This window comes from Geobacillus zalihae NBRC 101842 (assembly GCF_001544135.1).
GTDB lineage: Bacteria > Bacillota > Bacilli > Bacillales > Anoxybacillaceae > Geobacillus > Geobacillus zalihae.
Window position 1 is genome coordinate 1 of record NZ_BCPV01000050.1, and the last position, 25,558, is coordinate 25,558.

Below are 25,558 nucleotides of genomic sequence, written 5' to 3' on the forward strand. Positions count from 1 at the left end.
GGCTTCGTTTTGTCGTGCAAACTCACCCAATGATACCCAGCCTCCTATGAAGTTCGTGTTCCTCAGACCGGAAGTTTGCCGCCCGCTTCCTTCAGATTCTGCGTCGCCGCAGACACCCTTGCGTTAAGCTAACTGCTACTTCTGCCTTCGCAGTTCGGGACTTTCACCCTATAGACTGCACCCATGCCGGGCGCACACGAAAAGGGCGCCTTCTGCAGGCGCCCATGCGGTTTACGACTTGTTATCAACTTTATCGGAATAACCGCGGCCAAGCGACGGGTTGTTTAAAATGCCGGCCATCACCAAAATGCTTAAGAAGGCATGGTACAGTTGTTCATATTTGCCAAGATCAATGTCGACGCCGAATGTCTCAAGCGCAATCACGGCAAACGATCCGATTGCCAGCCAAAGCCCGTAATTTTTAAAACGCTCCACCGTTTGCGTCCCCCATTTGCTTTATGGCTAGATCCACGAGAACGGTCTCCGTTCTCCTTCGTTTCGATCATGGCCTCCTTCACCATGTTCTTCCTTATCCCGGTCCCGCACATCTTCAACGGCTTCCATTTCCGTATCATCGCGGTGCGGGAACAACCACGGATCGCGGATGCGGCCGCGCGGCATAATGACGATGTCATCGGCATGAATGATCAATTTATCGACATGAATCACTTTCGCTTTTTTCCGATCCGACATGCCCTTCCCCCCTTCCTTTCGCCTAGTTGCACTGTTAGACTATGCAAGGAGGCGAAGCGAAGTATAGGCATCTCTCACAGATTTCCGTTATTTCTTCTTGATGACGGCTGGCCGACCGCATCCGCATCCGCTCGGACGCCGCACAGGCTGCGTTGTCGAAGAAAGCACCCTTGTCACCGGTTTCGACGGAGTTGGCTTCTTCATTTCTCATCCCTCCATCCCGAAAAAGTGTAGCCCTCGCCGATCAACCAATTTATGTTCAAGTCCATTTCCGTACGATTCGTCTCTAATCGAAACGGCATAAAAACAAACAATGTCTAACGGCGAGAGAAAAAGCGAGCGGCTACTGCTATTGTATGGCTTGGCGAGCCAAGGGTGCCTCTCATTTTTCGTTTCGCTCCGGGTGTGGCATGATGGCATTTTCTTGCCTCAGTATGCGGAAAAACCAGCTGTCCGGCCGTTCGTCCTCATCTGCCTTGCCCGTTTTTTCGCTCCATGGCGATTGCAGCAGCTGGCGGCGGAGCTCGTCATTTTCCTTCTCCAGCTGTTTGAGCTGCTCGTAGCGCTTGGCGCTTTGGTAAGCCAGCTCCTTTAACACAATGTTTTCGGCTTCCACCTCTTTCAGACGGCGCTCCAGTTCCGCCATTCGCTCAGCAAGCCGCTGTTCACCCGTGCTCCTTCTCTTTTCGTTCATCGCCCCATGTTTATTTTTCATCATTCGACATCTCCCCCTTTGATTCATCGCTGGCTGCGCCCACCAACCAAAAATCCGCATCTGTCCCAACACATTTACCTAATCCGTTCCATAGTATACAGTAGTCCCAAACCACCAAGCGTTGGGGAACAACTGAACGATAGGAGGAACGAAGAAAAATGAGTCATCATCACCGTCGCGATACAGAAAGAGTATGCATCAGAACGCGCAAAATTTACGACTGGGTGACGCGCCAAGTCGATGTGCCATTGCGCAGCTTCAGCGGCGAGGATTTGGAAGCACTTTTCCCGCTGGATCACTGCCGGCGGGAAGGAACGATTTGCGACTTTTTGGGAGCGCAACATACAAACCCGCAACACTTGACAATCCGTTGCTTCCTGACAGATGCTGAAGGCAATCCGATCGACTCAGTCGTTGACCAGGACGCCTTGATTTGCCAGGAAATTACGCAGCCAAACGGCCGGCAGTCCGTAAACGTCACCCTTCCTTCTGGGGAAACGGTGACGTTGCAAAAAGTCAAAGCGCTCATCAAAGGGCATGTCGTCGTGCAAATTGTCAGCCCAGCCGGCACGGTCATTTGCCAATCGAAACCAATTCCGTTCGCTACCGCACAAACGTTCATCTTGTGCGCCCCAGAAGGCACGCAGCTCAACTGCCATATTTCGTTCTTCGAATGCGACACGAGCCTAGTCTGCACAGACAACTTTGCACAACTTGATGTTTCCATCACCTTATGCCTTGAAGTCCAAGTGGAAGCTGATGTCAAAATCGAAGTCGAAGCTCGTTTCTGCCAACCGCGCGAAGAATTGGCCGAAGCCGTGCTTTGCCCGACAACCAAATTCCCGCCGCAATGCCCGGACGTATTCCCGGCCATGTAGCGTCCTGCACCGTTCAGGCTGTTGTTCCAACAACAGCCTTTTTTATATGGCATGCACCCGCAATGGATACATAAGATGAGAATGGAAGGGGTGGAAACAATATGAAAAACAAAAACGACCAACATCTCCGTCTGCAGCAACAAATCATCCACTACCGGTCGGAAGCGGCCTCATGCCGGCAACAAGTGCAACAGCTGGAAGCCGAGCTGGCCAAAGAAAAAATGCGCAGCGCCTATTGGAAAGAAAAGTTCCGCGAAGCAGAAACCGTCAACGTTGAAACGTATAAGAAAAAAATCGCCGCCTTGGAACGCCAACTTCTGTTGTGTGAAATTGCACTCGAAGAAACGCGATCCAACATCTCCAAAGAAGCACAGACACCAGCGTTTGAACGAGCTGCCGCCGTGTCGTCGTTGTTTCACTACTCTGTCGTCATTCCGACGCATCTTGACGAGGAAGAGCTGACCATCATCGGCGATTTCATCATTCGCAATCACGGAACAGCGCCGCTTCACCATTTGATTGTCTGTCTCCGCCTTTCGCCTCCAAAAACAGCGGTGCTCAGCGGGAAAATTGTTTTGCCAAACAGCGGACGGGCCGAGCAGGAAGCGCTGATCTCCAATAGCGCGGAAAGCTGGACGTTCACCCAAGAAAACTGGCGGGAAAAAGTGCGGCAAAGCGGGGAATACTGGCTTGCCCCGCTTTATGACGCCCCGCTTGAACCAGGCGAGGAGCGGCGCTTTTCCCAGTTTGAAATCACTGTTCCCCCGTCCAGCAATGCCCGCTCATTGACGGTTGATGGATTCGTGTATTGCGCAGAACTGCCAAAGGGCGTTCCTGCCGCCAACCATATTGCCATTCAATGGTGACCCGCTCGTTTTCCGCCTTCATGCCGGCCAGCGGCGCACCTGCTGTTTGGGCCGGCCGTTTTGGGCCGGCTCCGCTATTTCCTATTTCAAACAATAGGAGTTGGACGTTTCCTTCCATCAACGTCATCCCGACAAGCTGCGCTGCTGTTTTGGCATCACCGGCTGACGACGGCTTGACGACTTCCATCCACACCGCCAGCCATTCCTTCAGCGAACGTTGCCCAACCAGCATCAGCGGTTCGCTGTCCATTTTTTGACCAAAACGACGCCCGCCGGCATCCCTCATTGGCTGTGTCATGATCTCAATAGCCGCCTTTCTCCTTACGACAGCCATTTACTGACGATCGTCTCCATGATCGCCGCCCCGCCGGCAATCGCTAGAAGCATAATGAGCGGCTCAAAAACATTCGGCCAAAGCATTAGGCCAGTATAACAAAACGCCGCACACCAGATCCCCGTGCACCAGTAGCAGCTCAGCAATTCGCCAAACCAGCGACGCAGCCCGCCTCCCTTGAAAGAAAGAAACACTTGTTTGCTTCCGTCTGGAAGTTCCTGCTCCGTCCATTCGTGAAAGGGACGGCGAATCCAGGCGGTGATCGCATCATATACAATCAGCCGTGTCAGGCGAAAGCTGGCTAAACAAAGAAGGACAAATGAAAATGGATCGTCCATGCTCCTCTCCCCCTTTCCGTCGGTCATGACCGCTAAAAAACCGATTACCTCTCCGTCGTTCCAACTTGGCAGCCAGTGAATTCTCTTTGACGCGGACGTTTGCCCAAACGCTCTCCTAAGCCAATCATATGATGAAGTATAGGTTTTTAACACAAGGGACAAGAAAGGAGGCGACGCGATGTACCATGTCTTTTTCAACCGACGCCCAACCCGACCCCGCCTTCCCCGTGCTCTTTACGAACAGCTGGCCGCGCTTCCACTCAACACTGAGGTTAACGTGCACACCACCAACGAGACGCATTACAATGCGCTTTTTCTCGGCTTCGAGCCGCGGACGAACAGCGTCTCGCTATTGGTTGACCGCTTTTATAAAGACGGGGGGCGCTCCCTTGCGATCGATGCGGCCGCGATCACCGCAATCGATCTCCCTGTTTCCATGCGGCCGGCTTCATCCGCTGATTCGGATGACGAGGAAGAATAACCAAGAAAGAAAGCACAGCCGGCTGACGCCAACCAACGCGGCCGGCGCTTATTTTTTTGGCGGCGCCGTTTTCTCATTGACTAGTGCGCTTGTCTATACATTCTCTTCTCGTATTACATACACTTTTACCAATCGACAATGGATGCTAGGAGGAACTGATCTTGGCTTCGAAACGATCTCGCTTGTTGTTTGACATTTTAAGCCCTTACGACCTGACTGGAACTGAAGTCGATATCATGAAGGAACTGAAAGAAAAAAAAGTATGGCTTGTGCAAAACAAAAAAACGAGGGAACGGTACGTGCTGAAACGGCTGAGCGAAGACAAAACGAATTTTCCGATTTTGCTTCATTCCAAGCTGTACCAAGAAGGATTTCATGTCCCAAAAATCTTCCAAACGAAAACAGACCAATATTACATCCACCGAAAAGGCCATTACTACTATTTGATGGACTACATCGTCCCAAGCGGAACGAAGCCCTCTTTCCAACAACGGATCGAAGGGCTCGCCCGCTTTCATGCTCACAGTCTGTTTGCCGATTGGATCGGCCCCTGCCCTTCATCGTTTCCGGAGCCAAAAGACGTGCTGAGCGCACATCGGCAAAAAGCAGCACAGTTAGAGGAGCAGGCAAAGGCCATCGATCATGGTGACACTCTTTCTCATATAATGGAACAGATGGCTGGAATCGCGAATCAAAGTTATGCATGGCTTGAAAAAAGCAATCTAGCTGATTTTTGCCGCACAGCGAAAGAACGAAAGGCCATTTGCCACGGGGATTACAACAGCAACAACCTTTTATTGGCGGAAAACCACGAAGTCATCATGATCGACTTTGACCGCGCCTACTATGGCCTCCCGCTTGATGATTTTCGCTTTCTGCTTGTTTCATTGATGAAAAACCCGAAAAACGATGCGGTAAAGCGAACGAAGCTGCTATTTGACCTTTATTTCTCCATTTGCCCGCTGTACGCTCCGTACAAGAGCGTCTATGTCGCTGATGCTATGTTTCCTCACGTGTTTTACAGCGAAGCGGTCGGCCGTGAAAAACAAAAGCAAGCGTTGCACAGCCCATCGTCCTTGGACTTGCTCATCCGCCTCGCCGAACAGGAAACAAAAAAATTCGCATTCTTGTCCGATTTTTTCAAAAGCGAGGGATAGAGAAAAATGAAACAAACGATCGCCCACTTTCTTCATGAAAAAATGAAAATCAATCAACGTTTTATTTACAACCAAATGGTTCATTTAAAAAAATACCGCCCGATCATGATCGGGTCATTCGCTGATGACGGCAGCCATCCGTTTCCTCTCATCAACTATTACCGCCTCAACGACATCGACGATTTCGGCCGCTTCGCCAAAGAACAAAATATTGTCGCCATTCACGCTCACCATGGAAAGCATGCCGTCGAAATTCTTCCGCTTTGCATCGCCCATCGCATTCCGCTTGTCGTCAGCATCCGCGGCCGCGATGGATCGGCGAAGCATCAAAGTTTGCGGCGCAATCAAAAACGGTACAATTTGCTCAAACAGCATGGGGCGCTCTTTCTTCCTGTCTGCCGCTACCTTGCCAATGAACTGACTACACTAGGCTTTCCGCCGAAAAAAATTCAAGTTCTCTACGGCGGCATCGAGCTCGATTTATTTCCGTACCGGGAACGGACGATTCCTGCAAACGGAGACATCATCATTCTCTCGATCGGCCGGCTCGTCGAGAAAAAAGGCTTTTTAACGCTCGTGCGCGCCTTTTGGCGCGTGCATGCAGTTCATCCGCGCTGCCGCCTCCGCATCATCGGCAGCGGCAAAGAGGAAGAAAACATCCGCCGGCTTGTCAGCGAGCTGAAGCTCGATCCGTTTGTCGACCTGCTGGGTGCCATGGATGCCGCTTCAATCGCCCGCGAAATGGAACGCGCCCATCTATTTTGCTTGGCGAGCGAGACCGCTTCTGATGGAGACATCGAAGGCATCCCCAACGTGTTGAAAGAGGCGATGGCAAGCGGGCTGCCGGTCGTCTCAACGAATCACGCCGGCATCCCCGAATTGATCGAACACAAACGCACCGGCTATCTCGCACCAGAAAGAGACGATCTTGAGCTAGCGAACGGCATTCGCTTTTTTCTGGAACATCCGGAACGAATTCCATCCTTCACGAAAAAAGCGCGCAAAGTGATTGAACAGCGGTTTGATATCACGAAACAAATCAAGGTGCAGGAGCGGTTGTATGATGAGTTCATCAAAAGGGGCTGACCCAAAAGGCTGTCTGCCTTCAGGATAGACACAAAATATAGTGCGGAAGAAGCGGTCAGTACGTATATATAGAGACGAAAGAGGGTGTCCCGATCCTTTTGGGACACCCCCTTTGTTGCTTAATTCTTCCCCTTTCCTTTCCAAACAGCAGAAAGGTTGTCCGCCGAAAATAGACCGCACCATTTCCAGCGTTTTAGGCGCTTGCCATGTAGCAAACCACACTTGTCCGTTAATACGCTATAAAAGCCGGAGATTTCACGAAGGAGGCCTATTAGGATGAACATTTGCATCATTGGCGCTGGCTACGTCGGACTAACCACCGCTGCCGTCCTTGCTGAACTTGGGCATGAAGTGCATTGCATTGATCATGATGAACGGAAAATCCGCCTGCTCAATAACGGGGAAGTTCCGTTTTATGAGCCAGGGCTCGAAGAATTGATTGCCAAAAATGATAATTATTTGACGTTCAGCGGCCGCTGGGATGATATCAAACGGGCGACCGTCGTTGTCATTTGTGTCGGCACCCCGCCGCGGCCCGACGGCGGCACCGACTTGCGCTATATTGAAGCGGTGCTCGACCGCTTGGCAACAACGATCAAATCGTACAAAACGATCGTCACGAAAAGCACCGTCCCTCCGGGGACGAATGAATGGATGTGTGCCGAGCTCATCCGCAAAGGAGTGAAACCGCAGTTGTTCCGCATCGTATCCAACCCAGAGTTTTTGCGGGAAGGGTCGGCTGTCTACGATATGTTTCACCCAGACAAAATCGTCGTCGGACTCGAACCGGATGATGACCAATCGCTTGCCGTCATGCAGGCGGTGTATGCCGGCATCAATGCCCCTTACCTCACAACAAGCCTGACCGGCGCGGAACTGATCAAATACGCCGCCAACGCGTTTTTGGCGACCAAAATTTCCTTTATTAACGAAATGGCGCGCATCTGTGACGCGTTTGCCGTCGATGTCAATGACATCGCCCGCGGGATCGGCCTCGACCCGCGCATCGGCCCGCATTTTTTGCGGGCCGGCCTCGGCTATGGAGGATCTTGCTTTCCAAAAGATATCAAAGCGCTCGAACATGCGGCGCGCTCGCGCCAAGTGGAGCCGCATTTGCTGAAGGCGGTGCAGACCATCAACGCCACCCAGCTTGACGTTTGCTTCCAAAAACTCAATGAGCAACTTGCCCCATTGACGGACAAAAAGATCGCCGTGCTTGGCATCTCCTTCAAGCCGAATACAGACGATACGCGTTTTTCCCCCGCTGAAGCGCTCATCCGCCGATTGAGTGAAAACGGCTGTACGGTTGCCGCCTACGACCCGAAGGCAACGCTCTCGGAGCCGCTCACCCGCGTCACACAAGTCCAGTCGGTGCACGAAGCGATCCAAGGGGCGGATGGCTTGGTCATCGCCACCGATTGGGACGAATTCCGCACGCTTGACTGGGGGCAAGTGAAAGCGGCGATGAATGGGACGCTCGTGTTTGACGGTCGAAACTGTTTGGATCGCCATGCAGTCGAACAAAGCGGTTTGCGCTACATGGGGGTGGGGCGCCCGTGAACATTCTCGTCACCGGTGCGGCCGGATTTATCGGCTCCCATTTATGCGAAAAACTGCTGGAAAACGACGAGCATCATGTGATTGGCGTCGACGGCTTTCTCGGACCGACGCCGGCGCCGCTAAAAGCGAAGAACATTGCCCATTTGCAGTCTCATCCACGGTTTACCTTTCTTGAGCTGGATTTGTTGACAGCCGATTTGCCGTCCTTGCTGCAAAACGTCGAAGCGGTCTACCACTTAGCCGGCATGCCCGGTGTGCGAACGAGCTGGGGGACGGAGTTTGCCGCCTATGCTGCACACAACATTTCCGCTACCCAGCGGTTGCTTGAGGCATGCAAAGACCGGCCGCTCAAACGGTTCATCTACGCTTCGACCTCATCCGTCTACGGCGAGCGGAGCGGCCCGTTGTCGGAAACGCTTGAACCGGCCCCGCTCTCCCCATATGGCATTACGAAGCTCACCGGCGAACATTTATGCCGCGTCTATTTTCGCGAGTTCGCCGTACCGATCGTCATTTTGCGCTATTTCACCGTCTACGGCCCGCGCCAGCGCCCGGACATGTCGTTTCACCGCTTCATCCGCCAGCTGCTCGCTGGACAACCGCTCATTGTGTTCGGCGACGGAACACAATCGCGCGATTTCACCTATATTTCTGACTGCGTTGATGGAACAATCGCCGCAATCGAGCGGGATGGCGTCATTGGAGAAACGATCAATATCGGCGGAAAAGAACGAACATCGGTCAATGAGGTGATCCGGCTGCTTGAAAAGCTGACGGGAAAACAAGCGATCATTCAGTATACCCCCGCCGCCCGCGGAGAGCCGAAACAAACATGGGCCGACTTGACAAAAGCGGAGCGGCTGCTTGGGTACAAGCCGGTTGTAACGCTTGAGGACGGCCTGCAAAAAGAGATTGAATACATCCGTTCGCTGTATGAGGGTGAGCATTCGTCAACTACCCCCACTTAACTAACGCTTGAAGTGGGGGCTTGCAACTCCCCAGAAGTGCGAGCGGACTTCGTCCTCCTTCCTTGACTTGGGGTTGCATCAGGGGCAGGTTGACGACTGCCCAACGACGCAGGTCATGCCTGCATCGTTACCGATTCTCTCGGTGTGTCTGTTGGCAGTACTTGGCTTCCATACACAACAGACGGATCTACGCTCGATGTTTGACGGTTGCAACGTTTCCTGCAACCAACTCCATCCATCGAGCAGCAGTTTATTGGAGTGCCTTTATTTAACGGTTTTCTCCATGCCTTTATTCTATCATACACAAAAGAAAGGGGGAACGCGCATTCCTCTCCCACTTACTCCCTTTGGTCGTTGAAGTGGGAGTCTCCTGCGCGAAATAGGATGAAAATCGCCTATGTCTGCACGGAAAAGCTGCCCGCCCCAGCAGTGCGGGGCGGGGCCATTCAAATGATGATCGATGGGATTGCTCCATTGATCGCCCGCCGCCACGAACTGACTATTTTTTCGATCACTGACCCGCTGTTGCCGCCTGAAGAGACAGACGGAGACATCCACTACATCCGTTTTCCAAAAGCCACGTATGAAACGGATGTGGCACGTGCGCTGGCCGCATACAACTTTGATGTCGTTCACGTCTTCAATCGTCCTGTTCCGCTCATCGATTACCAAGCGGCGGCTCCGCAAAGCGCCTTTGTGCTAAGCCTGCATAACGACATGTTTTCCCCGCTGAAAATTACAGCAGAACAGGCGAAGCGGGCGCTAGACGCCTGCACCTTGCTGACCGCCGTCAGTGAATACATCAAACGGACGGTGACAAACCGTTACCCAATCGATCCTCAGAAAGTAAAAGTCGTTTATTCCGGAGTCGATGCTTCCCAATACATCCCCGTCTGGACGGAAGAAGGCAGGCGCATCCGCCAAGCGGAACGCGAAGCGTACGGACTCACCGATAAAAAAGTCGTTCTCTTTCTCGGCCGACTCAGCAAAACAAAAGGACCGCATTTGCTGATTCAATGCCTGCCATCCCTTTTGATCCGCCATCCCGAGGCAGCGCTTGTCATCGTCGGCGGAAAATGGTTCGGCGACACCGGCCGAAGCGAATACATCGACTGGCTTCATGAGCTCGCGGCGCCGATGGCCGATCGCGTTCTGTTTACGAATTACGTTCCGCACAGTCATATCCCCAAACTGCTCTTAATGGCCGATGTGTTTGTATGCAGCTCGCAATGGCACGAGCCGCTCGCCCGCGTTCATTACGAAGCGATGGCCGCCGGCATTCCGGTCGTGACAACCAACCGCGGCGGCAACACCGAAATCGTCCGCCACGGCGAAACCGGCTTTGTCATCGATGACTACCAAAACCCGCACGCTTTTTTTGAAGCGATTGATTACATGCTTGTGAACAAACATGAAGCGGAAACCATGGCGAAAAAGGCAAGAACGCTCGTTGAACAGCAATTTCAATTTCACCATGTGGCCAAGCGGTTTGAAACGGTTTATATCGAAGCATGTTCCTCTCTTTCCCCAAACCAATAAGGGCTGTCTAAGAGAAATGGTTTCGGGACAGCCTTTTTCTCTTTCTCCGATGAAATCAACCATGCCGCTCCTTGTGCATGGATCCCCACTCGTCACACTTTCGCCGCCCCCCAGTTCGTCAAACTGCAGAGGCTTCGGGAAATATCCTCTATTTAATGAGCTTACCCAGTCCAATTTCGTTCTCCATACATATCCTAGTAGCAATCACACATATTTCACTTCGTCCATTCCCAAATACCTGACAGGAGGGATAGCATGAAAGACATCGTTATTGAACCATGGCTCGTCGATGAAACGACCCATGAATTTTTTATCCCTGAGTATATCATCCAGCTGGCAGAGGAAGTGCTGAAAAACTACGATTTATCCGTTCAAAACATGCAAATCGTTACGACAAAACCGGACAAGGGAGGAGCGATTTGGAAGCTCGAAACGAAATCAGGCCCGAAAAGTTTGAAGCTGCTGCACCGGAGGCCGACAAGGAGCCTATTCAGCCTAGGAGCACAAGAATATTTAGTGGAAGTGCGCAAGGCAAGAGTGCCGCCAATTGTAAAAACAAAGGATGGAAAAAGTTATGTCGAGGCAGGAGGAAAACTATGGTTTGTGGCGGAATGGATTGAACCGTTGACGCCAGTTGCAAAGGATTTGGAAGGAGCAAGAAAGCTTTGTTATGCCCTTGGTGAATTCCATCGGCTAAGCAAAGGGTATGTCCCCCCAAAACAGGCGGAAATGGCTTCGCGGCTAACCAAATGGCCAAAAAACTATGAAAAAATGATTACGAAAATGAGCTGGTTTCGGAACATTGCCAAATACTACCCTGAAATGCCGGCAAGCCCACCATTATTAGAGGTAGTTGACCGATTTGAAGAACAGGCGCGAAAAGGCATGGAACGATTCCTGCAATCCAGCTATGTTGAATTCGTCAAGCAAGGAACGGCTCATTGGGGGTTGGTTCACCAAGACTACGGTTGGTCCAACGGCCAAATGGGCGCGGACGGAATGTGGATTATTGATCTCGACGGAGTTGCCTTTGACCTTCCGATTCGTGATTTACGAAAACTCATTAGCGGCACAATGGCGGATTTATACAAATGGGATGCAACATGGGTGCGGGAAATGATTCTAGCGTACCACAAAGCAAATCCAATCACACCTGAATTATACGAGCTTTTGATGATTGACTTGGCCATGCCAAACGAATTTTATAAAAATATGAAAGAAGTCGTCTATGAACCGGAAATTTTTCTCAATGAACAAACAGCACAGTTAATTCAAACGATTGTCGAAACCGACCAGTCAAAGTGGCCTGTATTGGCAGAAATCGAAAATGACTGGAAAGGAGTGGGATAAATATGAGGATTTTGATGGTTTGCACAGAAAAACTCCCCGTTCCCCCTGTGCTCGGCGGGGCGATCCAAACGTATATTGCCGGCATTCTCCCACATGTAAGCCGCTTCCATGATATCACCATTTTGGGCATCAGCGATTCATCGCTACCCGAAGAGGAAACGATCAACGGGGTTCATTACGTGCGCGTACCGGGCAAAGTATTTGAAATATACCGGGAAAACGTTGTTCGTTATGTGGAAGCGAACGAGTTCGATCTCATCCATATCTTTAACCGCCCCCGCCTTGTTCTGCCCATCCGGCAGGCAGCGCCCGACGCCAAAATGACGTTAAGTATGCACAATGATATGTTTCAACCGGAAAAAATCGATCCAGAAGAAGCAACGGCGGCCATCGCAGAAGTGGCCTACATCGTAACAGTGAGCGATTATATTGGCAATGTCATCCGCAGTCTATATCCGCAGGCATCGCCAAAATTGCGCACGATTTATTCTGGAGTAGACAGCGAACGATTTTTGCCGGGAAATCATCCAAAAATGCAGAAAATACGCAACGACATTCGGCGGGCGCATGGGTTGGAAAACAAAACGGTCATTTTGTTCGCCGGAAGGCTGTCTCGCAATAAAGGGGTCGATAAACTCATTCTAGCATTGCCGGAGCTGGCAAAAAAATTTAAAAACTTAGCCCTGGTGATTGTCGGGAGCAACTGGTTTAGCGAAAATGACATGACTGATTATGTCGCATATGTAAGAGCACTGGCGAAACGAATGCCTGTCCCCGTTGTCACGACAGGCTTTGTCCCACCGAATGAAATCCAAAATTGGTTTGCGGCGGCTGATTTGTTTGTATGCACCTCGCAATGGCAGGAACCGTTGGCGCGCGTCCACTATGAGGCCATGGCAGCAGGCCTTCCGATCGTAACGACCGCGAGAGGCGGCAATCCGGAAGTCATTTTCGCCAATGAAAACGGCCTTATCGTAGAAAATCCGGAGGACCCAAGTGATTTTGCCAACAAGATTGCCCAAATATTATCGGATCAATCATTGATGAGAAGAATGGGAGAAAAAGGCCGGCAGCTTGCGATTTCGATCTATCATTGGGAGCGAGTCGCTTCCGAGTTATTGGAAGTTTGGGAGCAGGCGGAGAAAACAGAACAAGCTGTAGTGAGTGAAGAACAAGCAGCCGGCATGACAATAGAACCGCTGAAAGAAGATGCAACAGAACAACTGAACCGGCCAACCCCTAAAGCGGATGCAAAAGAAAAAGTCCACTCGAAAAAGAACGCGGCAGCGTCATCCGACAAAACGAAAAAGGGAAAAACCAAAAAAGAGCGTGCCATATCAATGGAAGACCATCAACAAACAGCCAAACAAAAAGAAGCTGCGGCAGAGCGAACTGAACTCGCGAAAAGCGCCCCAGCTCCTAAACAGCCCCAAACCGGCCGCCACATAAAACCTTTTACCATTGCAAGCGGCAACCAACAAACGCTGGACGCGTCGCCTAAAACGCATTTGAACCGCAAATTGGCTCAAGCGAAACATGACACCAAACATTTTACGATTGCAAGCTCACACTAACACGAATCGAAAATCGCCAACGAAGAAAATGACGGACATCCAAAATAAAAATGAGAATACACTCCCACAGCAAATGAAGGAAACAAACCCTCATCATCCTTTCCTGGCGCCGCAACGCATTCAGGCAAAGATGCGTTTCAACGCAAGGAAATGCGTTACTGCACAAACCCGATCATCGTCACCGCGAGAAGCTGCGCGCGCCCGATGACCGTTTCGTTTCCCTGTTCATCGGCGATCGTCAACTCGGTCGCCGTGCACTTCTTTAATATGCCTTCATAGCTCTTATCCTTCATGACAAATTGGCATTTCAGCGGCGGCAAATGGCCGGGCAGCTCCGCCAAAAAGGCCAGCCGCTCGTCGAGCGCCATCGCTTGGAATTCTTTTTTGGCAAAAAATTCAGTCGGTTCCTCCTCGCCGCCTCGTTCATCGTTGGAATTTCCTTCCTCTTCCTGTTGCGTTCGGCTAGTCCACATAAACGTTTCTTGCATATGCGCCGCCGCCCGCATCGCTTTTGGCTGCACAATGTAAAGCAACGGCTCCGTCTCCACAACGTTTTGTTTCCGCACGTCGATCCCCCTTTTCCATGCTTGCCTTACCTTATATATGTATGCCCGTGATCTCAATAATTGCCCAAGTCAAGCAAAAAACAGCCGCTCCATCAACAGGAACGGCTGCTCGCACGTTTTTAATATCCTAAAATGTGGTATCCCGAGTCGACGTGAATAATTTCCCCGGTGATGCCGCGCGACAAGTCGCTGAACAAAAACAGCGCCGCATCGCCGACTTCTTCTTGGGTCGTCGTCCGGCGGAGCGGAGCGCGTTCTTCGATTTGCTTTAAAATCGAGTTGAAATCGCTCACCCCTTTGGCCGACAGTGTGCGAATCGGTCCAGCGGAAATGGCATTGACGCGGATGCCGTATTTGCCTAAATCGTTCGCCAAATATTTCACGCTCGCATCAAGCGACGCTTTCGCCACACCCATAATGTTGTAGTTTTGCACGACGCGCTCGCCGCCTAAGTACGTGAGGGTGACGATGCTGCCGCCTTCCGTCATCAGCTCTTTCGCCTCGCGCGCAACCGCGGTGAGCGAATATGCGCTGATATTGTGGGCGAGCAAAAAGCCTTCGCGGCTGACGTTCATATATTCCCCGCTCAAGTCTTCTTTATTGGCGTAGGCGATGCAATGAGCGACGCCATGGATGACGCCGACTTGTTGTTTGATTTGCGCAAAACATTGAACGATGTCTTCATCTTTTGCCACATCGCATGGCAGCAGAAGCGAACGTTCGTCCCCAAGCGTATCCACAAGCGCCCGCACCTCTTTTTCAAACCGCTCTCCGGCATACGTAAACACCAACCGAGCGCCGGCAGCGTGAAGCGAACGAGCGATGCCCCAGGCGATGCTTCGTTTGTTCGCCACCCCCATCACGACATATGTACGTCCTTCCAACGATAAGACCATTCGTTCATCCTCCCAATTATCATTTATTCTTAGCACCAGGTGTTAATTCTATTATAGGCGATGCGGCGGGCGATGTAAATGCACGCTTCCCTTTTGCCTTCCGATTCCTTCATGCTGGCGGCGGTTTTTCCCACTTTGCAAAACCGGCGCGATTCGCTAATATGGTATATGGCACATTTGAATGGAGAGGATCGTTCCATGGATCATGATCGTTTTTCCAAATCGAAGCTGGATTACCATATGCTGTTCCTTTTATTCTTGATGGCGGTCGTCAGCGCCATCGCCATCCATAGCGCAGAACCGATGCTGCCGGAGAAACTGCAAAACGTCAACTTCGCTTCGAAACAGCTGCAATGGTACGCCATCGGCGCTGTCGTGATCGCCTTGACGATGATCATTGACTATGATCGGCTGTTTCAAATCGCTTGGTATTTGTATGGATTCGGGATGTTGCTGTTGCTTGGGCTGGAATTGAACGTCCCAGGATCCGTAACCATTAAGGGGGCGACGAGCTGGTATCATCTACCTGGAGGCAACTTTCAGCCATCCGAGCTGATGAAAATTTTTATGATCATCGTCCTAAGTCGCATCATCGTCAACCATCGGGAAAAATATCCCGAACCGACGATCAGCGATGATTTTAAATTGCTTGGCAAAATCGCTTTGACCGTCTTGCCGCCGCTTATTTTGCTCGCCAAGCAGCCGGACATGGGCATGTCGATGGTGTTTATGGCCATCACCGCCACCTTGGTGCTCGTTTCCGGCATCCGCTGGCGCATCATTTTCGGCATCGTCTTTTCCGGAGTGGCGGCCGTGGCATCCATTGTATTCATATACTTTTATTTTCCGGACTTTTTTCATAAATATATCATTGAAGAAGATTACCAATTAAACCGGTTTTACGGATGGCTCGCACCGTATGAATATTCGACCGACCAAGGGTTTCAGCTCATCCGTTCGTTGATGGCCATCGGCTCGGGGGAGCTGTACGGGAAGGGGCTCGGCAATTTACAAGTGTACTTGCCTGAGGCGCATACCGACTTTATTTTCGGGGTTATTGCCGAACAGTTCGGATTTGTCGGCTCAAGCATCGTCGTGTCTCTCTTTTTCCTGCTCATTTATCGCATGATCCATATTGCCTTGGAGAGCAACGATTTATACGGCAGCTATTTATGTGCCGGCGTCGCGGGCATGATTACGTTCCAAGTGTTCCAAAACATTGGCATGACGATTGGACTTTTGCCGATCACGGGGTTGCCGCTTCCGTTCATCAGCTATGGAGGAAGCTCGCTGGCGACTTATATGCTGGCGATCGGCCTCGTCTTAAACGTTCATTCGCGAACGCGGAAGTTTATGTTCTCGAGCGATGAATAAAGCCGCTTGCTGTGTCCGCAGGCGGCGTTTTTTGTCGCCATCAAGCTCAACTCCACTTCTTTGTTTCCTGGCCGCGGGCTCCGCCGTTTGGGCGTTGCCCCCGCAAAAGCCGCGATGAGACGGGCAAAACCGCCGCATCTTTTCTTTTCCTGACTGAACGGACATACTGGTAGTACAACCACTATGGCGAGAAAGGAGCACATTCGATGCAAGTGGACATCATCGGCGACATTCATGGCTGCTTCCGTGAATTCGCCGCATTGACGGAAACACTCGGCTACCATTGGGACGAAGGGGTGCCGATTCATCCCGACGGACGAAAGCTCGGCTTCGTCGGCGATTTGACCGACCGCGGTCCTGAATCGCTGAACATGATCGAGATCGTCTGCGCCCTTGTTGAGCGAAATTTGGCTTACTACGTGCCAGGCAACCATTGCAATAAGCTGTACCGCTTTTTTTTAGGACGAAACGTGCAAATCGCCCACGGGCTTGAGACGACGGTCGCGGAATATCGCGCCTTGCCTCCAAGCGAACAAGAGATGATCCGCCGCAAGTTCATCCGCCTGTATGAACAGGCGCCGCTGTATGCGGTGCTCGATGAGGGGCGCCTTGTCATCGCCCACGCCGGCATCCGTCACGACTATATCGGGCGGACGGACAAAAAAGTCAAGACGTTCGTCCTGTATGGGGACATCACCGGCGAAACGAACCCGGACGGGACGCCGGTGCGCCGCGACTGGGCGAAACGGTATCACGGCAGCGCATGGGTTGTATACGGCCACACGCCGGTCGAAAAACCGCGGTTTGTCGGGCGGACGGTCAACATCGACACCGGCTGCGTATTCGGCGGTGCGCTGACCGCCTTGCGCTATCCGGAAATGGAAACGGTATCCGTTCCTTCCTCGATGCCGTTCGTCCCGGAAAAATTCCGCACGTTCTCCTAATCAGCGCACCGTCTGCGCGTTGCCTCGAGGAGGAGTTCCATATCGTCAGGAAGCGGGGCGGAACATGTATACCAGCGCCCGGCAAACGGGTGAAAAAACGACAGCTGCCGGCTATGAAGCGCCTGGCGGCCGATCATCTCCCGGCTCCCGCCGTACAGTTCATCGCCGGCGAGCGGGTGGCCGAGATAAGCCAAATGAACGCGGATTTGGTGCGTGCGCCCCGTCTCCAGCCGGAGCGAAACGTATGTATAGCCATAAAGCCGCTCAAGTACACGAAAATGAGTGACAGCCGACTTCCCGTCTTCCCGCACTTCGCGGGCAATGATGCTGTCGCTTTGGCGGCCGATGGGGGCGTCAATCGTCCCTTCATCCTCGACGATGACGCCATGGCAAATGGCCTCATACGTGCGCACAACGTGCCCTTTTTGCTGCAATGCCGACAACAAATGATGAACGTGGCGGTGCTTGGCGACGAGCACGAGCCCGGACGTGTCGCGGTCAAGCCGGGTGACGATATGGACGGTCGAGTCGAGCTGCTGCTTTCGATAATGGTGAAGCAAGCCATTGGCGAGCGTCCCGCCCGGGTGGTGGCGCGACGGAATCGTCGCCAATCCCGCTGGTTTGTTGACAACAAGGACGTAATCGTCTTCATACAGAATGTCAAGCGGCATCGCTTCTGCGTCCATCCAATCGCTTGTCCGCTCCGGCGGAAAGACAACCGACAGCGTCTCGCCGGCGCGCAGCACATGGCGGACGGTGACGGGCCGACCGTCAACCAACAGCGCCCCGCCATGGAATTTAATATCGGTAAGCGCCGTCCGCGAAATGCCGTTCTCTTGCAAAAACTGGCGCAGCAGCTTTCCGTCGTGCTGTTCATCGATGGAAAAGGTCATGGTAAACGGCGGCAATGTTCGTCACCTTTCTGATCAAAAATCTCCGTCTTGCTCATCGTGTTCCATCCACTTTTCTTTGGCGCCGCGAAAACGGAATCGGCATCCGCGCCAAAAGACCATCACCTCGCCGCAAACAGGAAGCGTTGCCTAACCAAGGAGGCGGGCTTTCCCTCAGTCGGCGATAAACGAGTCGCGCACCCGCCGCCAAAACGGAAACGGCCGAAAGCGGGCGAAACGCACCTTTTCATCGGCCACCCGGCATTGAATCGACTTCACTTCTTTATGCAACAGTGACAAATGGTCGATCGTAATTTGAAAATCGACGTGGTTGACCGGCTTGAGTAAACACGTATGGTGCGCCGGCAGCACGAGCGGCGAACCGATTGTCCGAAACACGCGGTTGTTGATCGACGCCATCTCGGTCACTTGAATCGCCTCAAGCGAAGGATGCAAAATCGCGCCACCGAGCGCTTTATTGTAAGCCGTGCTGCCGGTCGGCGTCGAAATGCACAACCCGTCGCCGCGGAACCGCTCAAACAAGTCGCCGCGAATCTCGACATCCATCACGAGCGTCCCGCTGACGCACTTGACTGTGCATTCATTGAGCGCTAAATACTTTGCCTCGCTTCCGCCGTTGAGATAGCGGATCGTCACCTCAAGGAGCGGGTATTCGACCACTTGGTACGGCGTCTTAGCGATGGCGATGACGAGCTTTTCGAGTTCCTCCGGCACCCAGTCCGCGTAAAAGCCGAGATGGCCAGTATGGACTCCGACAAACGCCGTCTTGTCCAACCGATGGCAATAGCGATGGAACGCATACAACAGCGTTCCATCACCGCCAACCGAAATGACGAGATCAGGTTCCTCTTCATCGTAACGCAAGTCAAAGTCAAGCAAATACGTTTTCATTTTTTGCGCCAGAGCGTTTGATATGTCGTCGCCTTTGGACGTGATGGCGAACACGAGCGGCGCGTCCGTCCGTTTCATTGCCCTTCTCCTTTTGCTTCTTGTTTTCGAGAAAAAGCAGCCTGCGCTTCTTGAATTTCAAAGCGGATTTTCGACATCTCCTCATCGAGGCGATAGGCCGCCTCCGCGGCGCGCTGCAACCGAACTTTGATATCTTCGGGGAAACGCCCGCTGTACTTATAGTTCAACGAATGCTCAATCGTCGCCCAAAAGTTCATCGCCAACGTTCGAATTTGAATCTCCGCCAAGATGTTTTTTTCACCGCGGATCGTCTGCACTGGATAGCGGATGACGACATGGTACGAGCGGTAGCCGCTCTCTTTTTTTTGCGTGATGTAATCGCGTTCTTCGACAATCGTAAAATCGTTGCGCTGGCGCAATAGCTCGACGACGGTCTTAATGTCATCGACAAACTGGCACATGATGCGCAGCCCCGCAATATCTTGCATCTCTTCCTCGAGACGGTCGAGCGGGATGTTTTTCTTTTGCGCCTTATCCAAAATGCTGGCAACTGGCTTCACCCGTCCGGTGACAAACTCAATCGGCGAGTGCGCTTCAATCATCTCGAATTGGGCGCGAATGCCCCTTAGCTTCACTTTCAGCTCCTCAACCGCCTGCTTATACGGGGCTAAAAACAAATCCCAATGGTTGACCATCGTACCACCTGCCTACATGTTTTCGATCTCCCGCGGCTTACGTCTCTTGCTGCTCGATGGAACCGCTCATCTGTCGAATTCACCGGGCCGCTCCCGATCCTAACGCGCCGGAAAGGGAACCCCCCGGCTTATGGCTCAAAAAACACGTCTTGCACCGCCTGTTCAAGCGCCTCGCCATAGTTGGCGTTGCCGCGAATATTTTCAAGCAAATAAGACAGTTCATCGTGAAACTGTTCAAGCTCAAGCGTCCTCTCTCCACATCGAAGCCAGACCGGCTCCTTGGCGTCAAGCGCCGCCTTTAGCTCAGGCCACCACGGCTTCGGAATCATGACATATAGAAAGCGGTTATCGGTTTCCAAAATGTACGCAAACGCCAACGCATCCGAGTCGACAAGCATATGGCGTTTCGGCGTTACGCGGGCAAGCGGAACCGGAGCATCATTGACATACAGCCAAAGCCGGCCGCCTTCCCGCTCCGCCCGCTCGACGATCCATTTTTCGTTCATGTTTTCTCTCCTTCCGCATCAACCATCCGCCCTTTATTTTACCATATTCACCCTATACAGGCGAAATAATTGATATTCGCCGGAAAACAGCTGATAATAGAGGGAGACGACTATCCTGTCTGAAGGGGATTCACGATGCATCAAGAAATCGAAATCGAATTAAAAAACTTGTTAACAGCAGCGGAGTTTGCTGCCGTCCGCGCCGCCTTCCGCCTTGATGATGGCGCTTTCTTCCGCCAGGAAAACCATTACTTTGACACCCCGTCATTCGCCCTGAAAGAACGAGCGGCAGCGCTGCGCATCCGAGCGAAAGAGGGACGCCTGACCTTGACGCTGAAACAAACGCGGGCGGACGGGACCATTTTGGAAATCCATGAGCCGCTTTCGCTGTCTGAAGCGGAAGCGTTGCTTGCTGGTATAGCGGCGCCGCGCGGGGCGATCGCCGATTTGCTTGCAGAACTGGGCATCAACCCACACGAGGTGCGCTGCTTTGGCTCCCTTGTCACCGACCGAGCCGAATGGCCGCATGAAGGCGGCACGCTATGCCTTGACCATAACTGTTACTTGCAAAGCGAAGATTACGAACTTGAATATGAAGTGGATCACGTGGAAGCGGGTGAAAAGCGGTTTTTGCGCCTGCTTGAGGCGCTCGGCATCCCGCGCCGCCCGGCGCCAAACAAAATCGCCCGCTTTTACGCCCGCATGAAAGAAATGGAGGAAAGACGATGACCGTTTCGCCATTAAAGCTGCTCATCGAATGGCAGGCGCTCAATGCGTTCTCACCCGGACGCTCCAGCCTGTTGCCATCGCCGGTGCCATCCTTGTTTTCAAGCTTGCTTGCCGAATCTCTCAGCCGCGGTGAGGAATCTTCTGCCGAGGCGCCTCAAGCTGCCCTAAGCGGTCAGCCCCCGGCGCCCGCCGGCCATCGCAGCGCCCCGCTCGAACATGAAGCGGGTGCTGCAACCAACTCATCTTCTTCCATCGATGCTTTCATCGCGGCGGCAGCGGAAAAATACGATGTTGACCCGCAGCTCATCCGCGCCGTCATTCGCCATGAGTCAAATTTCCGTCCCGATGCGAAAAGCCCGGCTGGAGCGCTTGGACTCATGCAGCTCATGCCAAGCACGGCAAAAATGCTCGGCGTCCACAACCCGCTTGATCCGGCGCAAAACATCGACGGCGGCGTAAAATATTTGCGCCAGCTCCTTGACCGGTACAGCGGCAATATCACTCTCGCCTTAGCCGCCTACAACGCCGGGCCCGGGCACGTCGACCGCTATGGGGGCGTGCCGCCATTTGCCGAAACGCGGGCGTATGTCGAACGCGTGTTGAAAAGCTACCGCACATAAACGAGCGGCGCTCGAGTCACTTTGTTTGAGATCCATGCGTGCTGTTGATAAAATAGCAATCAAACGACAACGAATGATTTTCAAACAAAAGGAGCATCCGCGATGGGTGAACAATGGCAAACTCTTTATGAGGCGATCGGCGGAGAGGAGACGGTTGCGAAACTTGTCGAAGCATTTTACCGTCGCGTGGCCGCGCATCCGGACTTGCGGCCCATTTTCCCTGACGATTTGACGGAAACCGCCCGCAAGCAAAAACAGTTTTTAACACAATATTTAGGCGGCCCCCCTCTTTACACGGCAGAGCATGGACACCCCATGCTGAGGGCGCGCCATCTCCGCTTTGAAATCACGCCGAAGCGGGCGGAAGCGTGGCTTGCCTGCATGCGGGCAGCCATGGAGGAAATCGGCTTGTCCGGGCCGGCGCGCGAACAGTTTTATCACCGGCTCGTACTCACCGCCCATCATATGGTCAATACCCCAGATCATCTGGACAGAAAGGAGCATACCCTTGAGTGAGAAGTTTGCTGGGAAGACGACATCAACTTGCTACCCTTCCCAGCCGCTAGGCAACACGAACAAACCGCTCGAGCTGTATTTGTTTATCGATCCTTTATGCCCGGAATGCTGGGGGCTTGAACCAGTCATCAAAAAACTGACGATCGAATACGGCCGTTTTTTTACCTTAAGGCACATATTGAGCGGAACATGGGCGACATGGAACGCGCGCAAAGGAACGAAACCGGAGGCAATGGCGAAAGCGTGGGAGTGGGCGGCGAACCGCACCGGCATGTCATGCGACGGCAGCGTTTGGCTCGAAAACCCGATTTCGAGCCCGTTCGCCCCATCGCTCGCCATTAAAGCGGCGGAAATGCAAGGAAAGCGGGCTGGCCTTCGCTTTTTGCGCAAGCTGCAAGAACAGCTCTTTCTCGAAAAACAAAATGTCGCCGATTTGTCGGTGCTCGCCGAATGCGCCGTCAAAGCGGGCTTGGATGTCGATGAATTTTTGCGCGACATGCACTCGCCGGGAGCGGCGAAAGCGTTCCAATGCGATTTAAAAATCACATCGGAAATGGACGTCGACGAAATTCCGACGCTTGTGTTGTTTAATGAAAACATTGAAGACGAAGGCATTAAAATTTCCGGATGCTATCCGTACGACATCTACGTCGAATTGATCGCTGAAATGCTCGGCTTCCATCCTGAACCGTCCTCTCCTCCTCCGCTGGAATCATTTTTAAGCCATTTTAAATTCGTCGCCACAAAGGAAGTTGCCGTTGTGTACAACTGGACGATCCAAGAAGCGGAAACGGAAATGAAAAAGTTGCAGCTAAAGCAAAAAGTGGAGCGGGTGCCCGTCAAACACGGAACATTTTGGCGCTATATCGATGATTCCCGTCCCTAAAAGCAGGGATGGGCGCAAGAAAAAGCCCGGCTGACGCCGGGCTTTTTCTTGTTGCCAAGACAACAAAGGGGATGGGAGAAATTGTTCACGGTCAAACAAAGGGGTATCAGGTTTTGTCTTCCGTTCACGTTTTTATCTTACCAAACGTCCAACCAAATTGGCAACCCGTTTGCTCGTTTGTTCACATTATTGTCATAATTCGCCCTGCGTCATGATCAGGCAGACAAACAGCATATAATCAACTAGGCTCTTCACCAAAAGTTGTACTTGATTTTTTCTGAACATACCCTATTTACGCTTGTGAGGGAAAATCAACAAATCAGTGATTTTTGCACATCTTTGTGCAGGAAACCGTATTGCTTGTCAAGTACATGTTGTGGTGAAGAGCCATCAACTAAAGCAAATGGGAAGAGGTGGCCATCGCCATGAAGCAGCGCATCGTCTTATCCCTTTGGGCGGCGGCATCCGCTGCCGCCTTTATTCTGAATTTGTTGGGCCTTATGCAGCTCCTTCCGCTTTGGGCGACCATGCCGCTTTTGTTTCTCTCCTTGCTTGGGTTGGTGGCGACATGGAACCGCCGCCATCAGTTTCGTGGATTTCCGTCCAAACGAATGCGGCTGTAGCGCCGCATTCGTTTCATTTCTCAAGCAGCCGCTCCATCTCATCAAGCTTCTCCGCAAACACTTGGCACGCTTGGCGGATCGGCTCGGCGCTCGTCATGTCGACGCCGGCTTTTTTCAATACTTCAATCGGGTAATCAGAACTGCCGGCTTTTAAAAAGTCGATGTACCGTCTCACCGCCGGTTCGCCTTCTTCCAAAATTTGTTTGCTAAGTGCAGTCGCCGCGCTGAAGCCGGTTGCGTATTGGTACACGTAGTAGTTGTAATAAAAATGCGGAATGCGCGCCCACTCGAGGCCGATTTCTTTGTCCACGACAATATCATCGCCAAAATACGTTTTATTTAAGTCGTAATAAAGGGACGTCAACGTCTCGGCCGTCAATGCCTCGCCTTGTTGCGCCTTCAAATGGATCAAATGCTCAAACTCCGCGAACATCGTCTGGCGAAAAACCGTGCCGCGGAACCCCTCAAGATAATGGTTGAGCAAATAGAGCCGCTTTTTCTCATCATCGATCGTTCTCAGCAAATAGTCGTTCAACAGCGCCTCATTGCACGTCGACGCCACTTCGGCGACGAAAATTGAATAATGCGCATACGGATACGGCTGCGTTTTGCGCGTATAGTAGCTGTGCACCGAATGGCCAAATTCATGCACAAGTGTAAACAAATTGTTCACATTGTCCTGCCAGTTGAGCAAAATGTACGGATGGGTGCCGTACGCTCCCGACGAATAGGCGCCACTTCGCTTTCCTTTGTTTTCGCGCACATCGACCCAACGGTTGTCAAGCCCCTCTTTTACGATCGCCACATATTCCTCGCCAAGCGGCGCGAGCCCTTCAAGCATATATTGCTTCGCTTCCTCGTACGTCACTTCCATTTTCACTTCTTGCACAAGCGGCGTGTACAAGTCGTACATATGCAGCTCATCAAGCCCAAGCACTCGTTTGCGCAGCCGCACATACCGGTGCAGCAATGGCAAATGTTCATGAATCGTAGCAATTAAGTTGTCATAGACGCTCTCCGGAATGTTGTTCGCATCCAACGCCGCTTCCCGCGCCGAACGGTAGCGGCGGATGCGGGCGAAAAAGTTGTCTTTTTTCACCGTGCCGGCAAGCGTATTGGCGAACGTATTTTGAAACTTCTCATACGTATGGTATACGGCGTAAAACGCATCGCGGCGGACGCGGCGGTCCGTGCTTTCTAAAAAGCGGATGAACCGGCCGTGCGTGACTTCGACTTCCTCGCCGTTTTCATCGATGATCGTCGGAAACGTCAAATCAGCGTTGTTCAACGCGCTGAACGTGTCGGATGTCGCCTGCATCACCTCGGCTGCCTGCGCCAAGATCGCCTCCTCTTCCGCCGACAGCACGTGCGGGCGCTGGCGCGTAATTTCGTCTAACGCGTGCGCATACAAGCGAAGCGGCTCGTATTGTTCCAAAAACGAGCGCAGCACCGCTTCATCGATCGCCAAAATTTCCGGCACGATAAACGCCATCGCGCTCGATGCTTCGCTGTACAAGCTTTTCGCCCGGGCGTCGAGCCCTTGGTAAAACGAGTTGGTCGTATCTTGATCATAGCGCATATGGGCGTATGTATACAGCTTGCCGAGGCGCATCGATACGTCATCTTGGCATTTCAGCGCTTCATACAACACTTCCGGCGATTCGCCAAGCCGCCCTTTGTATTCGCCAAGCTTTGGAATCATCGCCTTCACTTGTTTGAACTCTTCTTCCCAGGCGTCATCGGTGGGAAAAATGTCCTCAAGCCGCCACGTTTCTTCCACCGGAATCTCGCTTCGCAGCGGCAGCGACTTTTTCGCTTTCTTTTCCTCCACCGTCATCATTCCT

At 52.4% G+C, this 25,558-nt stretch carries 29 protein-coding genes; 17 read left to right on the forward strand and 12 right to left on the reverse strand.

The annotated features are described in order from the left end of the window. Window positions 1–231: 231 nt before the first annotated feature. The 3 genes from GZ1_RS12985 to GZ1_RS12995 form a co-directional block, all read right to left on the reverse strand. Entirely contained in the window at window positions 232–435 is a 204-nt protein-coding gene (locus GZ1_RS12985; RefSeq protein ID WP_013523190.1) for a hypothetical protein, read from the reverse strand. A 27-nt stretch (window positions 436–462) separates the two neighbouring features. After that, window positions 463–693 carry a hypothetical protein gene (locus GZ1_RS12990; protein WP_011230350.1) on the reverse strand — a complete coding sequence of 77 codons (231 nt, stop codon included), beginning with the start codon at window positions 691–693 and terminating at the stop codon, window positions 463–465. Between the two features lie 382 nt (window positions 694–1,075). Next, entirely contained in the window at window positions 1,076–1,411 is a 336-nt protein-coding gene (locus GZ1_RS12995; protein ID WP_060788638.1) for a hypothetical protein, read from the reverse strand. A 155-nt stretch (window positions 1,412–1,566) separates the two neighbouring features. Between GZ1_RS12995 and GZ1_RS13000 the strand changes: the two genes are divergently transcribed. Together GZ1_RS13000 and GZ1_RS13005 are read left to right on the forward strand one after the other, a co-directional pair. Beyond that, window positions 1,567–2,286 (forward strand): BMQ_0737 family morphogenetic spore coat protein, encoded by a 720-nt coding sequence (locus GZ1_RS13000; protein ID WP_060788639.1) that lies wholly within the window; start codon window positions 1,567–1,569, stop codon window positions 2,284–2,286. Between the two features lie 101 nt (window positions 2,287–2,387). After that, a complete protein-coding gene (locus tag GZ1_RS13005) occupies window positions 2,388–3,152 on the forward strand; it encodes a hypothetical protein (RefSeq protein WP_060788640.1) in 765 nt (254 codons plus the stop codon). Here GZ1_RS13005 and GZ1_RS18390 read toward each other — a convergent pair. Both GZ1_RS18390 and GZ1_RS13010 read right to left on the reverse strand, forming a co-directional pair. Next, the gene (locus tag GZ1_RS18390; protein WP_015374177.1) at window positions 3,040–3,450 is read right to left on the reverse strand and encodes a hypothetical protein; all 411 of its coding nucleotides are present in this window, start codon (window positions 3,448–3,450) and stop codon (window positions 3,040–3,042) included. The two genes, GZ1_RS13005 and GZ1_RS18390, sit on opposite strands and share 113 nt — an antisense overlap. A gap of 23 nt (window positions 3,451–3,473) precedes the next feature. After that, window positions 3,474–3,824: a DUF1360 domain-containing protein gene (locus GZ1_RS13010; protein WP_013523186.1), complete on the reverse strand. Its 351-nt coding sequence runs from the start codon at window positions 3,822–3,824 to the stop codon at window positions 3,474–3,476. 178 nt (window positions 3,825–4,002) lie between these two features. On the opposite strand from GZ1_RS13010, the gene GZ1_RS13015 reads away from it, so the two are divergent. The 8 genes from GZ1_RS13015 (at window position 4,003) to GZ1_RS13050 (ending at window position 13,539) form a co-directional block, all read left to right on the forward strand. Continuing rightward, the gene (locus GZ1_RS13015; protein ID WP_015374176.1) at window positions 4,003–4,305 is read left to right on the forward strand and encodes a hypothetical protein; all 303 of its coding nucleotides are present in this window, start codon (window positions 4,003–4,005) and stop codon (window positions 4,303–4,305) included. 161 nt (window positions 4,306–4,466) lie between these two features. Continuing rightward, window positions 4,467–5,462 (forward strand): aminoglycoside phosphotransferase family protein, encoded by a 996-nt coding sequence (locus tag GZ1_RS13020; RefSeq protein WP_060788641.1) that lies wholly within the window; start codon window positions 4,467–4,469, stop codon window positions 5,460–5,462. Between the two features lie 6 nt (window positions 5,463–5,468). Further along, a complete protein-coding gene (locus tag GZ1_RS13025; protein WP_060788642.1) occupies window positions 5,469–6,548 on the forward strand; it encodes a glycosyltransferase in 1,080 nt (359 codons plus the stop codon). A gap of 276 nt (window positions 6,549–6,824) precedes the next feature. After that, on the forward strand, window positions 6,825–8,108 hold the full coding sequence (locus GZ1_RS13030) for a UDP-glucose dehydrogenase family protein (RefSeq protein WP_060788643.1): 1,284 nt from the start codon (window positions 6,825–6,827) through the stop codon (window positions 8,106–8,108). Continuing rightward, entirely contained in the window at window positions 8,105–9,076 is a 972-nt protein-coding gene (locus tag GZ1_RS13035) for an NAD-dependent epimerase/dehydratase family protein (RefSeq protein WP_060788644.1), read from the forward strand. Before GZ1_RS13030 ends, GZ1_RS13035 begins: the two co-directional genes overlap by 4 nt. Before the next feature lie 384 nt (window positions 9,077–9,460). After that, entirely contained in the window at window positions 9,461–10,615 is a 1,155-nt protein-coding gene (locus GZ1_RS13040) for a glycosyltransferase family 4 protein (protein ID WP_060788645.1), read from the forward strand. Between the two features lie 255 nt (window positions 10,616–10,870). Beyond that, window positions 10,871–11,965 (forward strand): CotS family spore coat protein, encoded by a 1,095-nt coding sequence (locus tag GZ1_RS13045; protein WP_060788646.1) that lies wholly within the window; start codon window positions 10,871–10,873, stop codon window positions 11,963–11,965. A 2-nt stretch (window positions 11,966–11,967) separates the two neighbouring features. Further along, window positions 11,968–13,539, forward strand: coding sequence for a glycosyltransferase family 4 protein (locus tag GZ1_RS13050; RefSeq protein WP_060788647.1), 1,572 nt, complete (start codon window positions 11,968–11,970; stop codon window positions 13,537–13,539). 155 nt (window positions 13,540–13,694) lie between these two features. On the opposite strand, the gene GZ1_RS13055 is transcribed toward GZ1_RS13050, so the two are convergent. Together GZ1_RS13055 and fabI are read right to left on the reverse strand one after the other, a co-directional pair. Further along, window positions 13,695–14,105 (reverse strand): CotO family spore coat protein, encoded by a 411-nt coding sequence (locus GZ1_RS13055; RefSeq protein ID WP_011230336.1) that lies wholly within the window; start codon window positions 14,103–14,105, stop codon window positions 13,695–13,697. Window positions 14,106–14,224: 119 nt separating this feature from the next. Next, on the reverse strand, window positions 14,225–15,001 hold the full coding sequence (gene fabI / locus GZ1_RS13060) for an enoyl-ACP reductase FabI (RefSeq protein ID WP_015374168.1): 777 nt from the start codon (window positions 14,999–15,001) through the stop codon (window positions 14,225–14,227). Between the two features lie 198 nt (window positions 15,002–15,199). Between fabI and GZ1_RS13065 the strand changes: the two genes are divergently transcribed. Both GZ1_RS13065 and prpE read left to right on the forward strand, forming a co-directional pair. Further along, the gene (locus GZ1_RS13065) at window positions 15,200–16,375 is read left to right on the forward strand and encodes an FtsW/RodA/SpoVE family cell cycle protein (protein ID WP_060788648.1); all 1,176 of its coding nucleotides are present in this window, start codon (window positions 15,200–15,202) and stop codon (window positions 16,373–16,375) included. 206 nt (window positions 16,376–16,581) lie between these two features. Beyond that, window positions 16,582–17,319, forward strand: a complete 738-nt coding sequence (gene prpE / locus GZ1_RS13070; protein ID WP_015374167.1) for a bis(5'-nucleosyl)-tetraphosphatase PrpE — start codon at window positions 16,582–16,584, stop codon at window positions 17,317–17,319. Here the strand turns inward: prpE and GZ1_RS13075 are convergent. From GZ1_RS13075 to GZ1_RS13090, 4 genes are all read right to left on the reverse strand, one after another. Further along, a complete protein-coding gene (locus GZ1_RS13075) occupies window positions 17,316–18,227 on the reverse strand; it encodes an RluA family pseudouridine synthase (protein ID WP_015374166.1) in 912 nt (303 codons plus the stop codon). The two genes, prpE and GZ1_RS13075, sit on opposite strands and share 4 nt — an antisense overlap. Window positions 18,228–18,383: 156 nt before the next feature. Then, window positions 18,384–19,199, reverse strand: a complete 816-nt coding sequence (locus tag GZ1_RS13080; protein WP_011230331.1) for an NAD kinase — start codon at window positions 19,197–19,199, stop codon at window positions 18,384–18,386. Continuing rightward, window positions 19,196–19,834, reverse strand: a complete 639-nt coding sequence (gene yjbM, locus GZ1_RS13085) for a GTP diphosphokinase (RefSeq protein WP_011230330.1) — start codon at window positions 19,832–19,834, stop codon at window positions 19,196–19,198. Before yjbM ends, GZ1_RS13080 begins: the two co-directional genes overlap by 4 nt. Window positions 19,835–19,962: 128 nt before the next feature. After that, window positions 19,963–20,340: a UPF0738 family protein gene (locus GZ1_RS13090; protein WP_060788649.1), complete on the reverse strand. Its 378-nt coding sequence runs from the start codon at window positions 20,338–20,340 to the stop codon at window positions 19,963–19,965. Between the two features lie 135 nt (window positions 20,341–20,475). Between GZ1_RS13090 and GZ1_RS13095 the strand changes: the two genes are divergently transcribed. The 5 genes from GZ1_RS13095 (at window position 20,476) to GZ1_RS13115 (ending at window position 23,714) form a co-directional block, all read left to right on the forward strand. Next, window positions 20,476–21,069: a CYTH domain-containing protein gene (locus GZ1_RS13095; protein ID WP_011230328.1), complete on the forward strand. Its 594-nt coding sequence runs from the start codon at window positions 20,476–20,478 to the stop codon at window positions 21,067–21,069. Further along, window positions 21,066–21,689 carry a lytic transglycosylase domain-containing protein gene (locus GZ1_RS13100; protein ID WP_015374164.1) on the forward strand — a complete coding sequence of 208 codons (624 nt, stop codon included), beginning with the start codon at window positions 21,066–21,068 and terminating at the stop codon, window positions 21,687–21,689. Before GZ1_RS13095 ends, GZ1_RS13100 begins: the two co-directional genes overlap by 4 nt. 102 nt (window positions 21,690–21,791) lie before the next feature. Continuing rightward, entirely contained in the window at window positions 21,792–22,205 is a 414-nt protein-coding gene (locus GZ1_RS13105; protein ID WP_015374163.1) for a globin domain-containing protein, read from the forward strand. After that, the gene (gene spxH, locus GZ1_RS13110) at window positions 22,198–23,091 is read left to right on the forward strand and encodes a ClpXP adapter protein SpxH (protein WP_015374162.1); all 894 of its coding nucleotides are present in this window, start codon (window positions 22,198–22,200) and stop codon (window positions 23,089–23,091) included. The genes GZ1_RS13105 and spxH overlap by 8 nt, the downstream gene beginning before the upstream one ends. 425 nt (window positions 23,092–23,516) lie before the next feature. After that, window positions 23,517–23,714 (forward strand): hypothetical protein, encoded by a 198-nt coding sequence (locus GZ1_RS13115; protein ID WP_015374161.1) that lies wholly within the window; start codon window positions 23,517–23,519, stop codon window positions 23,712–23,714. Between the two features lie 13 nt (window positions 23,715–23,727). Here the strand turns inward: GZ1_RS13115 and pepF are convergent, their stop codons facing one another. Further along, window positions 23,728–25,551: an oligoendopeptidase F gene (gene pepF, locus GZ1_RS13120; RefSeq protein ID WP_060788650.1), complete on the reverse strand. Its 1,824-nt coding sequence runs from the start codon at window positions 25,549–25,551 to the stop codon at window positions 23,728–23,730. Window positions 25,552–25,558 lie beyond the last annotated feature (7 nt).

Coding starts and splice junctions, on each gene's coding strand:
- GZ1_RS13080 (WP_011230331.1), bottom strand. CDS start 19,199: ATGAAACGGACGGACGCGCCGCTCGTGTTCGCCATCACGTCCAAAGGC.
- GZ1_RS13050 (WP_060788647.1), top strand. CDS start 11,968: ATGAGGATTTTGATGGTTTGCACAGAAAAACTCCCCGTTCCCCCTGTG.
- GZ1_RS13105 (WP_015374163.1), top strand. CDS start 21,792: ATGGGTGAACAATGGCAAACTCTTTATGAGGCGATCGGCGGAGAGGAG.
- GZ1_RS18390 (WP_015374177.1), bottom strand. CDS start 3,450: ATGACACAGCCAATGAGGGATGCCGGCGGGCGTCGTTTTGGTCAAAAA.
- GZ1_RS12990 (WP_011230350.1), bottom strand. CDS start 693: ATGTCGGATCGGAAAAAAGCGAAAGTGATTCATGTCGATAAATTGATC.
- GZ1_RS13000 (WP_060788639.1), top strand. CDS start 1,567: ATGAGTCATCATCACCGTCGCGATACAGAAAGAGTATGCATCAGAACG.
- GZ1_RS12995 (WP_060788638.1), bottom strand. CDS start 1,411: ATGATGAAAAATAAACATGGGGCGATGAACGAAAAGAGAAGGAGCACG.
- GZ1_RS13030 (WP_060788643.1), top strand. CDS start 6,825: ATGAACATTTGCATCATTGGCGCTGGCTACGTCGGACTAACCACCGCT.
- prpE (WP_015374167.1), top strand. CDS start 16,582: ATGCAAGTGGACATCATCGGCGACATTCATGGCTGCTTCCGTGAATTC.
- fabI (WP_015374168.1), bottom strand. CDS start 15,001: ATGGTCTTATCGTTGGAAGGACGTACATATGTCGTGATGGGGGTGGCG.
- GZ1_RS13090 (WP_060788649.1), bottom strand. CDS start 20,340: ATGAACGAAAAATGGATCGTCGAGCGGGCGGAGCGGGAAGGCGGCCGG.
- GZ1_RS13100 (WP_015374164.1), top strand. CDS start 21,066: ATGACCGTTTCGCCATTAAAGCTGCTCATCGAATGGCAGGCGCTCAAT.
- GZ1_RS13040 (WP_060788645.1), top strand. CDS start 9,461: ATGAAAATCGCCTATGTCTGCACGGAAAAGCTGCCCGCCCCAGCAGTG.
- GZ1_RS13115 (WP_015374161.1), top strand. CDS start 23,517: ATGAAGCAGCGCATCGTCTTATCCCTTTGGGCGGCGGCATCCGCTGCC.
- GZ1_RS13025 (WP_060788642.1), top strand. CDS start 5,469: ATGAAACAAACGATCGCCCACTTTCTTCATGAAAAAATGAAAATCAAT.
- GZ1_RS13015 (WP_015374176.1), top strand. CDS start 4,003: ATGTACCATGTCTTTTTCAACCGACGCCCAACCCGACCCCGCCTTCCC.
- GZ1_RS13010 (WP_013523186.1), bottom strand. CDS start 3,824: ATGGACGATCCATTTTCATTTGTCCTTCTTTGTTTAGCCAGCTTTCGC.
- GZ1_RS13065 (WP_060788648.1), top strand. CDS start 15,200: ATGGATCATGATCGTTTTTCCAAATCGAAGCTGGATTACCATATGCTG.
- GZ1_RS13005 (WP_060788640.1), top strand. CDS start 2,388: ATGAAAAACAAAAACGACCAACATCTCCGTCTGCAGCAACAAATCATC.
- pepF (WP_060788650.1), bottom strand. CDS start 25,551: ATGACGGTGGAGGAAAAGAAAGCGAAAAAGTCGCTGCCGCTGCGAAGC.
- GZ1_RS13045 (WP_060788646.1), top strand. CDS start 10,871: ATGAAAGACATCGTTATTGAACCATGGCTCGTCGATGAAACGACCCAT.
- yjbM (WP_011230330.1), bottom strand. CDS start 19,834: ATGGTCAACCATTGGGATTTGTTTTTAGCCCCGTATAAGCAGGCGGTT.
- GZ1_RS13095 (WP_011230328.1), top strand. CDS start 20,476: ATGCATCAAGAAATCGAAATCGAATTAAAAAACTTGTTAACAGCAGCG.